Origin of the sequence: Streptomyces sp. NPDC047853 (assembly GCF_043204535.1) — a bacterium.
Lineage (GTDB): Bacteria > Actinomycetota > Actinomycetes > Streptomycetales > Streptomycetaceae > Streptomyces.
Genome location: NZ_JBIDCI010000002.1, coordinates 191888 through 205965, shown reverse-complemented (window position 1 = coordinate 205965; position 14078 = coordinate 191888). Strand labels below are relative to the sequence as shown.

13 protein-coding genes are annotated in these 14078 nt (G+C 74.2%); all 13 read left to right on the top strand.

What is annotated here, in order from left to right; translation table 11 throughout:
* Nucleotides 1–7: 7 nt before the first annotated feature.
* The 13 genes from ACGF5T_RS04910 (at nt 8) to ACGF5T_RS04850 (ending at nt 14067) form a co-directional block, all read left to right on the top strand.
* Nucleotides 8–1093, top strand: a complete 1086-nt coding sequence (locus ACGF5T_RS04910) for an SRPBCC family protein (RefSeq protein ID WP_366766478.1) — start codon at nt 8–10, stop codon at nt 1091–1093.
* Nucleotides 1094–1158: 65 nt separating this feature from the next.
* Nucleotides 1159–1947, top strand: a complete 789-nt coding sequence (locus tag ACGF5T_RS04905) for an aldose 1-epimerase (RefSeq protein WP_361011985.1) — start codon at nt 1159–1161, stop codon at nt 1945–1947.
* Between the two features lie 10 nt (nt 1948–1957).
* Complete coding sequence (gene pyrE / locus ACGF5T_RS04900; RefSeq protein WP_356602351.1) at nt 1958–2506, top strand: orotate phosphoribosyltransferase; 549 nt, start codon at nt 1958–1960, stop codon at nt 2504–2506.
* Nucleotides 2507–2660: 154 nt separating this feature from the next.
* On the top strand, nt 2661–3692 hold the full coding sequence (fbaA, locus tag ACGF5T_RS04895) for a class II fructose-bisphosphate aldolase (protein WP_366766477.1): 1032 nt from the start codon (nt 2661–2663) through the stop codon (nt 3690–3692).
* 73 nt (nt 3693–3765) lie between these two features.
* Nucleotides 3766–5229, top strand: coding sequence for an MFS transporter (locus ACGF5T_RS04890; RefSeq protein WP_356602347.1), 1464 nt, complete (start codon nt 3766–3768; stop codon nt 5227–5229).
* A 203-nt stretch (nt 5230–5432) separates the two neighbouring features.
* On the top strand, nt 5433–5846 hold the full coding sequence (locus ACGF5T_RS04885; protein ID WP_356602345.1) for a DUF3151 domain-containing protein: 414 nt from the start codon (nt 5433–5435) through the stop codon (nt 5844–5846).
* Nucleotides 5847–6012: 166 nt separating this feature from the next.
* The gene (locus tag ACGF5T_RS04880; protein ID WP_356602343.1) at nt 6013–6828 is read left to right on the top strand and encodes a tryptophan 2,3-dioxygenase family protein; all 816 of its coding nucleotides are present in this window, start codon (nt 6013–6015) and stop codon (nt 6826–6828) included.
* A 97-nt stretch (nt 6829–6925) separates the two neighbouring features.
* The gene (gene kynU, locus ACGF5T_RS04875; protein WP_366766476.1) at nt 6926–8119 is read left to right on the top strand and encodes a kynureninase; all 1194 of its coding nucleotides are present in this window, start codon (nt 6926–6928) and stop codon (nt 8117–8119) included.
* Between the two features lie 251 nt (nt 8120–8370).
* The gene (locus tag ACGF5T_RS04870) at nt 8371–9291 is read left to right on the top strand and encodes an alpha/beta hydrolase (protein ID WP_361011978.1); all 921 of its coding nucleotides are present in this window, start codon (nt 8371–8373) and stop codon (nt 9289–9291) included.
* A 253-nt stretch (nt 9292–9544) separates the two neighbouring features.
* Nucleotides 9545–10531 (top strand): alpha/beta hydrolase, encoded by a 987-nt coding sequence (locus ACGF5T_RS04865; protein WP_366766475.1) that lies wholly within the window; start codon nt 9545–9547, stop codon nt 10529–10531.
* A complete protein-coding gene (locus ACGF5T_RS04860) occupies nt 10528–11967 on the top strand; it encodes an acyltransferase (RefSeq protein WP_392886894.1) in 1440 nt (479 codons plus the stop codon). Before ACGF5T_RS04865 ends, ACGF5T_RS04860 begins: the two co-directional genes overlap by 4 nt.
* A complete protein-coding gene (locus tag ACGF5T_RS04855; protein WP_356602335.1) occupies nt 11960–13384 on the top strand; it encodes a sensor histidine kinase in 1425 nt (474 codons plus the stop codon). The genes ACGF5T_RS04860 and ACGF5T_RS04855 overlap by 8 nt, the downstream gene beginning before the upstream one ends.
* A complete protein-coding gene (locus ACGF5T_RS04850; protein ID WP_356602333.1) occupies nt 13381–14067 on the top strand; it encodes a response regulator transcription factor in 687 nt (228 codons plus the stop codon). The genes ACGF5T_RS04855 and ACGF5T_RS04850 overlap by 4 nt, the downstream gene beginning before the upstream one ends.
* Nucleotides 14068–14078: the final 11 nt, after the last annotated feature.

Sequence of the window (14078 nt, the reverse complement as noted above, 5' to 3'; positions counted from 1 at the left end):
CGCTGACATGGAGCATGAGGTGTTCGTTCCGGTTCCGGCCGAGCGGCTCAGGGACGTGCTGGCCGACCCGGTCCGGGTCGCCCGGGCGGTGCCGGGGCTCCAGCAGGACGCCGGCGCCGCACCCGTCACGGGACGGCTGAAGGTGCGCTTCGGCAGTCACTCCATCACCTACCGGGGTTCCCTGCGGCTGTCCGGGCGCTCGGACGGCGCCTACGCCGTCGAGGGCGTCGCCACCGAGTCGCGCGGCACCGGCACGGTCACGCTCGCGCTCACGCTCCGGGTGGCGGACGCCGACGGCGGGTGCACCCTGGCGGTCACCGGTACGGCCGCCGCCGACGGACGGGTCACGGAGCTGCCGGCGGACGTGGTGACGTCGGCCGCCGGCCGGCTGCTGACCCGTTTCGCGGAGAACCTGGGCGCGGCCGTGGAAGCGGAACGGCCGGGGACGACGCGGGCGGAGCCGCCCACCGCCGCGGGCGCCGGGAGCCGCCCGCCCTCCCTCCCGGACCCGGAGGAGCCCGCCGGGGACGAGCCCGCCGGGGGTGAGCCCGCCGGGGGTGAGCCCGCCGGGGGTGAGCCTGCCGGGGGTGAGCCTGCCGGGGGTGAGCCTGCCGGGGGTGAGCCCGCAGGGGCTGAGCCCGCCGAGGAGGAGCGCGACGGACACGGTGATCGGGATGAGCCGGGCGCCCCCGAGGTCCCTGGGGCTCCTGCGACTCCTGAGCCTTCAGCCGCCTTCGGACCCCCTGCGGCTCCTGAGCCTCCTGCGGTCCCCGAGCCTCCAGCCGCCTCCGGACCCCCTGCGGCTCCTGAGCCTCCTGCGGTCCCCGAGCCTCCAGCCGCCTCCGGACCCCCTGCGGCCCCCGGACCCCCCGCCGCCCCCGAACCCCCCGCCGAGGCCGCGCACGCGCGGCGGACGATGATCGGCCGCAGCGCCGAGGAGGTGGACCACGCTCCGCCGCGCGGCCGGTACGCCCCCGTCCCCGCGCCGCAGGCCGGCGTGGCCGGTGCGCCCCTGCGCTGGGCCGCCCCGGCGGCGGCGCTGGTCGTGGCGTCGGCGATCGTCGTGGGCCGCGCGCTGCGCAAGCGCCGCTGAACGCCGGCGGGCGCCGCCGCGGCGACCGGCTGGGGCCCTCTTGATCGCCCCAGTAGGGTCGAGGCGTGAGCAACGAACCCATCACGCTGACCGCGGGTGACGCGGAGGCGACCGTGCTGCCGGGCAACGGCGGCCGGATCGGCGGGCTGCGCGTCGGCGGCACGGAACTGCTCCGGCAGGGCGAGCGCTACGGCTGCTTCCCGATGGTCCCCTGGTGCGGCCGTATCCGGGAGGGCCGCTTCCGGGACGGCGCCGCGGTCCACCACATGCCGCTCAACTCACCGCCGCACGCCATCCACGGCACCGCCCGCGACGCCGCCTGGCACACCTCCCGCGTCACCGCCGACGAGGCCGTCCTCACGTACGACCTGGCCGACCCCTGGCCCTACCCGGGCCGTGTCACCCAGGTGATCGCGCTCGGCGAGGACGCGCTGACGCTGACCATGTCGGTGGAGACGTACGAGTCGTCCTTCCCGGCGCAGCTCGGCTGGCACCCGTGGTTCCACCGCACCCTCGACGGCGCGGACGTGGCGGTCGCCTTCGACCCCGCCTGGCAGGAGGAGCGCGGCGACGACCACCTCCCCACCGGTCACCGCGTCGACCCGAAGCCCGGCCCCTGGGACGACTGCTTCGGCATGCCCGACGGTGTCGACGTCACCCTGACCTGGCCCGGCCGGCTGGAGCTGCGGGTGACCAGCCCCGAGCAGTGGGTCGTGGTCTACGACGAGCAGGAGGCGGCCGTCTGCGTGGAGCCGCAGACCGGGCCGCCCGACGGCCTGAACACCCTCCCGCGCCTGGTCACGCCCCTGGAGCCGCTGGAGGCCACGACGACCTGGAGCTGGACCCGGCTCTAAGCTGGTGCGCATGACGGATGTACGCGCGGCGCTGCTGCAGCAGATCAAGGACAAGGCCGTGGTGCACGGCAAGGTGACCCTCTCCTCGGGTCTGGAGGCCGACTACTACGTCGACCTGCGCCGCATCACCCTGGACGGCGAGGCCGCGCCGCTGGTCGGGCAGGTGCTGCTGGACCTGACCGACGACCTGGACTTCGACGCGGTCGGCGGGCTGACCATGGGCGCCGACCCGGTCGCCGCGAGCATGCTGCACGCCGCCGCCGCGCGCGGCAGGCACCTGGACGCCTTCGTCGTCCGCAAGGCCGCCAAGGCGCACGGTCTGCAGCGACGCGTCGAGGGCCCGGACATCAAGGGCCGCCGCGTCCTGGTCGTCGAGGACACCTCCACCACCGGCGGCTCCCCGCTCACCGCCGTCGAGGCCGTGCGCGAGGCCGGTGCCGAGGTCGTGGCCGTCGCGACCATCGTCGACCGGGCGACGGGTGCCGCGGAGAAGATCGAGCAGGGCGCGGGGGTGCCGTACCGGTACGCGTTCGACAAGGACGAGCTGGGCCTGGACTGAGGCCCGCCCGGGACGGTACCGCCCAGCGGGCGGACGTCCACTCGGAGTATCCCGGTCCGTCTGGAAGGATGGGGCCGACGATGACGTCGCCCCCCATGGTCTAGGTCAGGGCCCAAGCACGTATCACGCCCACCCGCACATACAAGGAGCGGACATGCCCATCGCAACTCCCGAGGTCTACAACGAGATGCTGGACCGGGCGAAGGCAGGAAAGTTCGCCTACCCGGCCATCAACGTGACCTCCTCCCAGACGCTGCACGCGGCCCTGCGCGGTTTCGCGGAGGCGGAGAGCGACGGCATCGTCCAGATCTCCACCGGCGGCGCCGAGTTCCTGGGCGGCCAGCACAACAAGGACATGGTGACCGGCGCCGTCGCCCTCGCCGAGTTCGCGCACATCGTGGCCGAGAAGTACGACGTCACCGTCGCCCTGCACACGGACCACTGCCCCAAGGACAAGCTCGACGGGTACGTCCGTCCGCTGCTGGCGGTCTCCGAGGAGCGCGTCCAGGCCGGCCGCAACCCGCTGTTCCAGTCGCACATGTGGGACGGCTCCGCCGAGACCCTCGCCGACAACCTCTCCATCGCCACCGAGCTGCTGGAGCGCGCCCGCGCCGCGAAGATCATCCTCGAGGTCGAGATCACCCCGACCGGCGGCGAGGAGGACGGCGTCTCCCACGAGATCAACGACTCCCTCTACACGACGGTCGACGACGCGGTCCGCACCGTCGAGGCCCTGGGCCTGGGCGAGAAGGGCCGCTACCTGCTCGCCGCGTCCTTCGGCAACGTCCACGGCGTGTACAAGCCGGGCAACGTCGTGCTCCGCCCCGAGCTGCTCAAGGAGCTGAACGAGGGCATCGCCGCGAAGCACGGGCAGCCGGCCGGCAGCAAGCCGTTCGACTTCGTCTTCCACGGCGGCTCCGGCTCCACCGCCGAGGAGATCGCGACCGCGCTGGAGAACGGCGTGGTCAAGATGAACATCGACACCGACACCCAGTACGCCTTCACGCGTCCGGTCGTCGACCACATGTTCCGCAACTACGACGGCGTCCTGAAGGTCGACGGCGAGGTCGGCAACAAGAAGACCTACGACCCGCGCACCTGGGGCAAGCTCGCCGAGGCCGGCATGGCCGCCCGGGTCGTCGAGGCCTGCGGTCACCTGCGTTCGGCGGGTCAGCGGATCAAGTAACACCGGTCGTTTTCGTCGACCGTTCGCACGAGCCCGGCGCCCCCGCGCGCCGGGCTCGCTGTATACCTGGGGCATGCCCGACGTCCGGCTGGCCTCACCGCAGGGCAAGTGGATCCTGCTGACCACCGTCCTCGGGTCCGGCATGGCCCTGCTGGACTCGACCGTCGTCAACGTCGCGCTGCCCCGGATCGGCCGCGACCTCGACGCCGACCTCGCCGCGCTCCAGTGGACGGTCAACGCCTACATGGTCACGCTGGCCGGGCTGATCCTCCTCGGCGGCGCCCTCGGCGACCGTTTCGGCCGCCGCCGGATCTTCGTCGTCGGCGTGCTGTGGTTCGCCGCCGCCTCCCTGCTGTGCGGCCTCGCGCCGAACGCGGGGACCCTGATCGCCGCCCGCGCCCTCCAGGGCGTCGGCGGTGCGCTGCTCACACCCGGCTCCCTCGCCCTCATCCAGGCCTCCTTCCACCCCGACGACCGGGGCCGCGCGGTGGGCCTCTGGTCGGGCTTCGGGGGTGTCGGCGCGGCGGTGGGGCCGTTCCTCGGGGGCTGGCTGGTGGACGGCCCGGGCTGGCGCTGGGTGTTCCTGCTCAACGTCCCGCTGGCGCTGCTGTGCGCGCCGATCGCCCTGCGGCACGTGCCGGAGTCCTCGGACGAGCGCGCCCACTCCCGTTTCGACGTGCTCGGCGCGGCCCTCGGCGCGGCGGCCCTCGCACTGCTCACCTTCGCGCTGATCGAGGCGCGTACGGGGACCTGGGCGGTGACGCTCAGCGCGGTGGCGGGAGCGGCGGCGGCGGTGGCCTTCGTCGTCGTCGAGCGGCGCGGCAGGGACCCGATGATGCCGCTGGACGTCTTCGCCTCCCGTCAGTTCGTGGCGGTCAACGTGGTCACGCTGTGCGTGTACGCGGCCTTCGGCGGTTTCTTCTTCCTCGCGGCGCTCCAGCTCCAGGTCGTCGTGGGCTGGTCCGCGCTGGCCGCCGGTACGGCCCTGCTGCCGACGACGGTCCTGATGCTGCTGTTCTCCGCCCGCTCGGGTGAGCTGGCGGAGCGTCTGGGCCCCCGGCTCCAGCTCGGTGTGGGCCCGTTGCTGTGCGCGGCCGGGATGGTGCTGATGCTGCGGGTCGGGCCGGGCGCCTCGTACACCGCCGACGTGCTGCCCGCCCTGCTGGTGCTCGGCCTCGGCATGGTCACGCTGGTCGCCCCGCTGACGGCGACCGTGCTGGCCGCCGTGGACACCGCGCGGGCCGGGCTGGCCAGCGGCGTCAACAACGCGGCGGCCCGTGCGGCGGGCCTCGTCGCGGTCGCCGCGCTGCCGCTGCTCACGGGGATGGGCGAGGAGGCATACCGGTCGCCCCGGGCCTTCGACGACGCGTTCGGACCGGCCATGCTGATCTGCGCGGGCGTCCTCGTGGCGGGCTCCGTGACCGCCTTCGCGACGGTGCGCCGCCCGGGCCCGGACTGCCGCCGGCCCGAGTGCCGTACCCACGGCTCGGTCATGGTGCCACCGCTGGAGGGGGAGCGGGTTCGCGACGAGGCGTGACGTGGGCGGAGGGGTGGTGTGGGGGGAGGGGTGGCGTGGCGGGGGCGGGTGATCCGTGCGGAGGGGTGGCGTGGCGTCGTGGGACAGGGTGATGTGGGGGGAGGGGTGGCGTGGCGGGGGCGGACGATCCGTGCGGAGGGGCGGCGTGACGAGGTCCGGGTGACCCGTGCGGGGGAGCGGCGCGCATGCCGCAGACTTGTGCCATGGCCATTCACGAGAACCTCCTCGGGGGACCGCCCCCGACCCACCTCCCCGACGACCCGGGACCGCGTGAGCTGCTGGCGGGCGGGACCTCGCCCGCCGACGTCGCGGCGAAGTACCCGACGTCCTCGCTGGCCTGGGCCCGGCTGGCCGACGAGGCGTTCGAGCGCGGCAGCGTCGTGGAGTCGTACGCGTACGCCCGTACCGGCTACCACCGCGGTCTGGACTCCCTGCGCCGCAGCGGCTGGAAGGGCCACGGCCCGGTGCCCTGGGAGCACGAGCCGAACCGCGGCTTCCTGCGCGCCCTGCACGCCCTCGCCCGCGCCGCCCAGGCGATCGGCGAGAAGGAGGAGTACGAGCGCTGCAGCCAGTTCCTGAAGGACTCCTCGCCCGCCGCGGCCGAGGTGCTCGGCTAGGCCCCGCCTCCCGCGTCGAGGTCCGGCGCGTCCAAGGCCCGCCCGCCGCGAGCGGGCGGGCCTTGCGGTTTCCTGGCACGATTGCGGAGGATGCCGTTGGGGACCGGGGCCCCGTGCCGGTAACGGCAGGGCGGACCGCTACCCGTAGTGCCATCAGGAGACAGCAATGTCCCACGAAGCCCCGAATCTCGACTTCGAGGGCAGCACGCCGTACGAGGACTACGTCAAGGCGGACGTGCTCACCCACCTCCAGCACACCCTCTCCGACGATCCCGGAGAGATGGTCTTCCTGGTCACGACCCAGGTCATGGAGCTGTGGTTCACCGTCATCGTCCACGAGTGGGAGACCGCGGCCGGCGCCCTGCGCGAGGACCGGATCCAGGTGGCGACCGACGCGCTGAAGCGTTCGGTGCGGGAACTGGAGGCGCTCAACGCCTCCTGGACGCCGCTCGCGGGCCTCACGCCCGCCCAGTTCAACTCCTACCGGAGCGCCCTCGGCGAGGGCTCGGGTTTCCAGTCGGCGATGTACCGCCGCCTGGAGTTCCTGCTCGGCGACAAGTCCGCGTCCATGCTCGTCCCGCACCGCGGCACCCCCCGCGTCCACGCGGAGCTGGAGAAGGCGCTGCACGAGCCGTGCCTGTACGACGAGGTGGTCCGGCTGCTCGCCCGGCGCGGGTACGACATCCCGGAGGCCGTGCTGCGGCGCGACGTCACCCGTAAGTACGAGGCGGCGCCCGAGGTGGAGGCCGCCTGGACGGCCGTCTACTCCGGCGACCAGAACGGCGAGCTGGCGCGTCTCGGCGAGGCGCTCACCGACGTCGCCGAGCTGGTGTGGCGCTGGCGCAACGACCACCTGGTCGCCACCCGCCGCGCGATGGGCTCCAAGACCGGCACCGGCGGCTCCGCCGGGGTGGCCTGGCTGGAGAAGCGGGCCCGTGGCAACGTCTTCCCCGAGCTGTGGACGGCGCGGTCGTATGTCTGAGCCGCGGGACCGTATGTCTGAGCCCCGGGACCGTACGTCCGAGCCGCGGGACCGTATGTCCGAGCCGCAGGACCGTACGTCCGAGCCGCAGGACTGTATGTCCGAGCCGCGGGACCTGGCCGGTGAGGCCGGCCGGCTGGACGCCGCCGACGAGCTGGCGGCACTGCGCGAGCGGTTCGTCCTCGACGACGTCGTGTACCTGGACGGGAACTCGCTGGGCGTCCTCCCGGCGCACGTCCCCGCGCGCGTGGCGGACGTCGTACGGCGCCAGTGGGGCGAGCTGCGCATCCGGTCCTGGGAGGAGAGCGGCTGGTGGACCGCGCCCGAGCGGATCGGCGACCGGATCGCCCCGCTGGTCGGCGCGGCGGTCGGGCAGGTCGTGGTGGGCGACTCCACGAGCGTCAACGTCTTCAAGGCCCTCGTGGCGGCCGTACGCATGGCGGGCGAGGGGCGTGACGAGATCCTCGTCGACGCCACCACCTTCCCCACCGACGGGTACATCGCCGAGTCCGCGGCCCGGATGACGGGCTGCGCCCTGCGTCCGGTCGCCCCGGCCGAGGTGCCGTCGGCGCTGGGGGAGCGCACCGCCGCCGTCCTGCTCAACCACGTCGACTACCGCACGGGCCGGCTGCACGACCTGCCCGTGCTGACCGCCGCCGTGCACGCGGCGGGGGCGTACGCGGTCTGGGACCTGTGCCACAGCGCGGGCGCGCTGCCGGTCGGGCTCGACGAGCACGGCGTGGACCTGGCCGTCGGCTGCACCTACAAGTACCTCAACGGCGGCCCCGGTTCGCCCGCGTTCCTGTACGTGCGCCGCGACCTCCAGGGCCGGTTCGACTCCCCCCTCCCGGGCTGGAACTCGCACGCCGAGCCCTTCGGCATGACGCCCGCCTACGCGCCGGCCTCCGGTGCGGTGCGCGGCCGGGTCGGGACGCCGGACATCCTCTCCATGCTCGCCCTGGAGGCGGCCCTGGAGGTGTGGGACGGGGTGTCGGTCGAGGCGGTGCGGGCCAAGTCCCTGGCGCTGACGGACTTCTTCCTGCGCTGTGTCGGGGAGTACGTCCCCGGCGGCCGGGTGGAGTCCGTGACGCCGGTCGCGCACGCGGAGCGGGGCAGTCAGGTGGCGCTGCGCTGTGACGACGCGGGTGAGGTCATGAAGCGGCTGATCGAGCGCGGGGTCGTCGGCGACTTCCGCGCGCCGGACGTCCTGCGTTTCGGTTTCACACCGCTGTACGTCGGTTTCGCGGACGTGGAGCGGGCGGCGGCGGTGCTGGCGCAGACGCTCCGGTAGCGGCGGGGCCTGCGGGCCGCTCCCTCCGGGGGCGGTCCGTGTCGTCCCGCACCTGCGCCGGATGCCTTCGCTGACCGCGTGGTGGACGCCGTACGAGGAGCCCGCTTTCAAGGGTCGGGGCCGAACCGTTCCCCTTCACCCTGCGTGACATCCCCATGTTCGCGCACGTCACCGGCCTGATACGGTCCCGCCAACGGCCGATTCCCTTCCCCCGGGTCCGCCAACACCGTTTCGCCGCTGAGAGGTTGAGCATGCCGGACGCCGCCGCAGGACCGGGCACCGATGCCGCGAGGGACGCCGCGAGGGACGCCGCGGAGGCCGCGGAGCAGAAATCGGCCTTCTCGCACCCGGCGGTCGATCCCGACTCCACCGCCTCCTACGGCGACCACCCCGATCAGGTGATCGACTTCTACGCCCCGCGCGGTGCGGCCGGGCCGGGCGGCGCCGCGCCCGTCGTGGTGCTCCTGCACGGAGGCTCGTGGCGGGCACCGCACGACCGGCGCCATGTCAGCCCGTTCGCCGCCTTCCTGGCCCGCCGGGGCTTCGCCGTCGGCAGCGTCGAGTACCGGCGCGGCGCGGCGGGAGGGGACGCGGCCGGGGGCGACCCCGTGGCGGGTCGCTGGCCCGACACCCTCGACGACGTGGCCGCCGCGCTGGACGCGCTGCCCGCGCTGGTGCGGCAGCACCTCCCGCGGGCCGACGCCGGCCGCGTCGTGGTGACCGGCCACTCCGCCGGTGGTCATCTCGCCCTGTGGGCGGCGGCCCGGCACGTGCTGCCCGCCGACGCCCCCTGGTACCTGGACCGCCCGGCGCCCTTGCGTGGCGTGGTCGCCCTCGCGCCGATCGCCGACTTCGAGGCCGCGGGGGCGCTGGACGTGTGCGGTGGTGCGGCGCGCCAGTTCCTGGGCGGTGACGAGAGCTTCGAGGAGCGCCGGCCGTACGCCGATCCCGCCCTGCTGCTGCCCACCGGCATCGCGACGACCCTCGTCCAGGGCCGCGCCGACGTGGACGTCCCGCAGGCGGTCGCCGAGGCGTACGCCGACGCGGCGGCGCGGGCCGGGGAGGTGGTGGGCGTGACGCTGCTGGAGGATGTCGGCCACTATCCGTTGATCGATCCGGCGGCGGACGCGTGCGCGGTGGTGGCGGAGGAGATCGCGCAGTTGGCTTGGTGAGGCGGTTGCGGGGCCGGTGCGGGTGTCGGTGCGGTGCCGGTGCCGGTGCCGGTGGGGTGCAGTGCGGTGCCGGTGCCGGTGCCGGTGCCCGTGCCGGTGCCGGGTGCCGTGACGGTGCGGTCCCGGTCGTACCCGTAATACCTGAGAGCTACTCCGCAGGTGAGCTCCCTGGCGGGACGCGAGTTACCCGGTCCGATTCATAACTTCCCCTACAGGCAGGCCCGATGGGCGGGCGTGTCGGAGGGGAGAGGCCATGGGGTCCCGTTCGGCGGCAGGTTGGCGGCGGCGCGTGAGCACAGCGCGTCGTACCGTCCTCGCCGCGCTCATCTGTGGTGCCGTGGTCCTTCCCCTCGCCGGCGCCGCACGCCCCGAGACCCCGGCCCCGGCCCCCTCCGTGTCGGCGGCCCCGACGGCCGGCACGCTGGGCGAGGCGTACGCCGCGCACCGGGCCGACGCCGCCGAGGCGTCCCGGGTGGCCGCCGCCCATGGAGACCGCCGGCGCGCGGCCGCCGACCGCGCGATGGCCGACCCGTCCCGGCACCTCCTCGCCTTCGACGGGCGGGGCGCCGGACTGGCCACGGAGGTTCTCGGTGACCTGACCCGCGCCGACAGAGTCGCCGTCCTGGTCCCGGGCTCCGACACCAGCCTCGACACGTACGGCCGGTTCCGTGCCGCGGCCCTCGCCCTGTACGCCCGGCTGGCCGCGGACGCCCCCGAAGGCATCCGCACGGCGGTTGTGGCCTGGCTGGGCTACGAGACACCGGGCACCGTCAGCACCACGGTCGCCACGACCGGCCGCGCCGACCGGGCCGCTCCGAAGCTCCGCGCCCTGCTCGACGTCCTGCGGAAGATCACCGGCCCCACCGCCCGATTCTCCCTGCTCTGCCACTCCTACGGTTCGGTCGTCTGTGCCCGCGCCGCCGAGGGTGCGGACGTCGCCGACATAGCCCTGGTGGGCAGTCCCGGCACCGGCGCCGACTCCGCCTCGGAGCTGCGCACCGGCGCCCGGGTCTGGGCGGCCCGGGGTGCGGACGACTGGGTGGAACACGTGCCGCACCTCAGCGCCGACCTCTTCGGCACCACCGTCGGCTTCGGCACCGACCCCGTCTCCCCGGGCTTCGGCGCCCGGGTCTTCGCGGCCGGCGACGGCGGCCACAGCGACTACTTCGCCCCAGGTTCCGTCTCCCTGCGGAACCTGGCCCGGATCACCCTCGGCGACATCACGGAGGTGACCCGGTGACCCACGTGACGCCGACCCCCGGTACCGCTCCGGCACCCCGCACCGCTCCGCCACCCCAGACCGCTCCGGTACTCCGCACCGCCCCTGCCGGTGCCTCCTCCTGGCGCCGGGCCGCCGAGCGGATCGACGCCGCCACGCCCGCGTCGCGGGACCGGGCCGTCGACGCCCTGCGCGCCTTCGCCATCCTCGGTGTGGTCCTCGGTCACTGGCTGGTGACGGCTCTGGTCGCCGACGGCGCCGGCCTGCGTGCGGCCAGCCCGCTGCACGCCATGCCGTGGCTGGCCCCGGTCTCCTGGGCCTTCCAGACCCTCGCCGTCTTCTTCCTGGTGGGCGGCCATGTCGCCACGCTGGGTTACGCGTCGGCCCGCGCCCGCGGCATGTCCTACGGCAGGTGGCTGTCCGCCCGGTTGTCGCGGCTGTTCCGGCCGGTCGCGGCCGTCCTCGCCCTGTGGACGGTGACGGCGGCTCTGCTGCTGCTGACGGGCGCGGAGTTCGTGACGGTCCGCACCCTGGTGAAGCTCGCGCTGTCCCCGCTGTGGTTCCTCCTGGTCTTCGCCGCGCTGACGGCGGCGACACCACTGCTGACCCGGTTGCACCCGCTGTGGCCGCTGGTCGTCGTGCTCCACGTCGACCTGCTGCGTTTCGGCTTCGGCGCCCCGTCCTGGCTCGGCTGGATCAACCTCGCCGCCGGGTGGCTGGTGCCTTACACCCTCGGGGCCGCCTGGACCCGGGGCGAGTTGGAGCGCCGCCGTGCGGGCTGGTTCCTGCTCACGGGCGGTACGGCGGCGACGGCGGCGCTCGTCGCCTGGGCGGGCTACCCGGCGTCGATGGTCGGCGTCCCCGGCGCCGAGGTGTCCAACCTCGACCCGCCGACGCTGGCCGCCGTCACCTTCGGTCTGGCGCAGTGCGGTCTCGCGTTGCTGCTGCGGGACCGGTTGCGCGCCGCGCTGCGGCGGCCCGTGGTCTGGGCGGTGGTCGCGCTGGTCAACCTGTCCGCGATGACGATCTTCCTGTGGCACCAGACCGCGTTGATGGCGACCACGGCCACCGGCCTCCTCGCGGGCCGCCTGCCCGGCCTGCACACGGCCCCCGAGGGGCTGGACTGGGTCGCCGCGAGGCTGGTCTGGCTCCCGGCCTTCGCGCTGGGTCTTGCGGCCTGCTGGGTGGCCTTTCGCTCCTTCGAACGGGACGGCGGCAGCCGGCGTTCCAGAATCATCCGCACCCACCGCCCACCGGAGCCGGAGCCGGAGCCGGAGACAAGGGAGACGAGGAAAACAACGGACCCGACGGACCCGACGGACCCGACGGACCTGATGGAAACGATAAACCCGACGGAGACGACGAAGACGACCTGTAGGAGCGACGCGGCAGGGGCGACCAGTGTGACCGCGACCGCGGGAACGACCGAGAACACGGAGGGAGTCCGTCATGTCTAGGGTGGGGCGGGTGAAGCCAAGGGGGAGCCGGCACCTGCCGGGCGGCAGAGCCCAGCGGGTGCTGCGGGTGCTGCACGAGGATCTGTGGACCTGGCGGGCGGACCCGCTGCCGCCGTCCGTGTGGCTGCGCTGGTTCCCGCACGGGGTCGTCTGGCTGGCCGCCCTCGGTGTGCTGCTCGGTGACGCGGCCCAGCTCGGTGACCACGGCGGGGTCGATCCGGGGTTCGCCTTCCTGATCGGCCTCGCCCAGGGCGGCGCGATGGTGCTGGCGCTGTGGCGGCCGATCGCGGGGTGGTGGCTGTCCATGGCCGCCGTGCTGGTGGGCGCGTTCGCCGTGCGGGCCGAGATGGCCGTCGACGGCGACCGGTTCCCCTGGCCCTGGCCCGCGGCCGGGCTCATCGGGCACCTGTTCGTCCTGCTCCTCCTCGCCCTGCGGGTCCGTACCCGGGTCTCCGTGGAGGCGCTGGCCCTGACCGCGCTGGCCACCTACGTCGTGCAGGGCCTGGTGGGCGGCGTGGCCTACCAGCCGACCGGTCAACTCGCCGTCGTCCTCTTCGCCGTGGCCGTGGTGCTCGGGACGGCCCTGCGCGGGCGTCGCGAGGCCCGCGCCGAACTGGTGCAGCAGACCTCGCTGACCGCCGAGGAGCGGGCCCGGCGCACGCTGTTGGAGGAGCGCGGGCGCATCGCCCGGGAGCTGCACGACGTGGTCGCCCACCACATGTCGGTGATCTCCATCCAGGCCCAGGTCGCCCCCCTCCTCGTCGAGAACCCGCCGGACGAGCTGAAGGAGAACCTCGCGGGCATCCGGCAGAACGCGCTGGAGGCCCTCACCGAACTGCGGCGCGTGCTGGGCGTCCTGCGTGCCGAGCACCCCGACGCACCGGATGTACCCGGGGGCGCCGACGCCGCCGTCCCGCACGCTCCGCAGCCCGATCTCGACCGGCTCGACGCGCTGGTGGAGAACACCCGGGCCGCGGGCCTGACCGTCCACACCGGGTCGAGCGGGGTGCGCAGACCCCTGCCGTCCGGGGTCGAGCTGTCGGCCTACCGGATCGTGCAGGAAGCGCTGAGCAACGTCCTGCGCCACGCGCCCGGCGCCACCGCCCAGGTGCACCTCACCCACCTCCCGAACGGCCTGCGGGTGGACGTCTCCAACACCCGGCCGAAACGCGACCCGGCGCCCTCCCAGGGAGCGGGGCACGGACTGATGGGCATGCGGGAGCGGGTGGCGATGCTCGACGGCAGTCTGACGGCGCACCCCATGCCGGACGGCGGCTACCGGGTGGCGGCGTTCCTCCCGGTCGACGTCGCCGGGCCCACCGACGCCGACCGGCCCACCGACCCCGCCCCCGGCCCGGCCCCCGCCCCCTTCACCGACCCCGCCCCCGACCCCTTCACCGAGGACGGCACCCCATGACGACCAGTGACAACGGCCGGGTGATCCGCGTGCTGATCGCCGACGACCAGCAGATGGTCCGGCAGGGCTTCACCGTGCTGCTGAATACCCAGCCGGACATCGAGGTGATCGGACAGGCGGTGGACGGTCTGGACGCCGTGGCCAAGGTCGCCGAGCTCGCTCCGGACGTCGTCCTGATGGACATCCGCATGCCCGAGCTGGGCGGCATCGAGGCCACCCGGCGCGTCACCGGGGCGAACCCCGGCATACGGGTGCTGGTGCTCACCACCTTCGACCTCGACGAGTACGTGTACGAGGCGCTGCGGGCCGGCGCGGCCGGGTTCCTGTTGAAGGACGCCTCCGCCGACCAGTTGGCCGAGGCGGTCCGGGTGGTGGCGGACGGGGACGCGATGCTCGCGCCGGGCATCACCCGGCGGCTGATCACCGAGTTCTCCCGGTTGGACGACCGGCCGCGCGCCCCACTGAAGGAGCGCGTGGGTGACCTGACCGAGCGGGAGACCGAGGTGCTCGCCCTGATCGCACAGGGCCTGTCGAACGCGGAGATCGCCCAGCGCCTGGTGGTCGCCGAGCAGACGGTGAAGACGCATGTGGGCCGCATCCTGGTGAAGCTCGGCCTGCGGGACCGGACGCAGGCGGCGGTCTTCGCGTACGAGTCGGGCCTGGTCAGGCCAGCCGGGTACTGATTCCGCGGTGG

Excerpts from the sequence above, each read along its gene's own strand:
- ACGF5T_RS04910 (WP_366766478.1), top strand. The coding sequence starts at position 8 with ATGGAGCATGAGGTGTTCGTTCCGGTTCCGGCCGAGCGGCTCAGGGAC.
- pyrE (WP_356602351.1), top strand. The coding sequence starts at position 1,958 with ATGACGGATGTACGCGCGGCGCTGCTGCAGCAGATCAAGGACAAGGCC.
- fbaA (WP_366766477.1), top strand. The coding sequence starts at position 2,661 with ATGCCCATCGCAACTCCCGAGGTCTACAACGAGATGCTGGACCGGGCG.
- ACGF5T_RS04890 (WP_356602347.1), top strand. The coding sequence starts at position 3,766 with ATGCCCGACGTCCGGCTGGCCTCACCGCAGGGCAAGTGGATCCTGCTG.
- ACGF5T_RS04885 (WP_356602345.1), top strand. The coding sequence starts at position 5,433 with ATGGCCATTCACGAGAACCTCCTCGGGGGACCGCCCCCGACCCACCTC.
- ACGF5T_RS04880 (WP_356602343.1), top strand. The coding sequence starts at position 6,013 with ATGTCCCACGAAGCCCCGAATCTCGACTTCGAGGGCAGCACGCCGTAC.
- kynU (WP_366766476.1), top strand. The coding sequence starts at position 6,926 with ATGTCCGAGCCGCGGGACCTGGCCGGTGAGGCCGGCCGGCTGGACGCC.
- ACGF5T_RS04870 (WP_361011978.1), top strand. The coding sequence starts at position 8,371 with ATGCCGGACGCCGCCGCAGGACCGGGCACCGATGCCGCGAGGGACGCC.
- ACGF5T_RS04865 (WP_366766475.1), top strand. The coding sequence starts at position 9,545 with ATGGGGTCCCGTTCGGCGGCAGGTTGGCGGCGGCGCGTGAGCACAGCG.
- ACGF5T_RS04855 (WP_356602335.1), top strand. The coding sequence starts at position 11,960 with ATGTCTAGGGTGGGGCGGGTGAAGCCAAGGGGGAGCCGGCACCTGCCG.
- ACGF5T_RS04850 (WP_356602333.1), top strand. The coding sequence starts at position 13,381 with ATGACGACCAGTGACAACGGCCGGGTGATCCGCGTGCTGATCGCCGAC.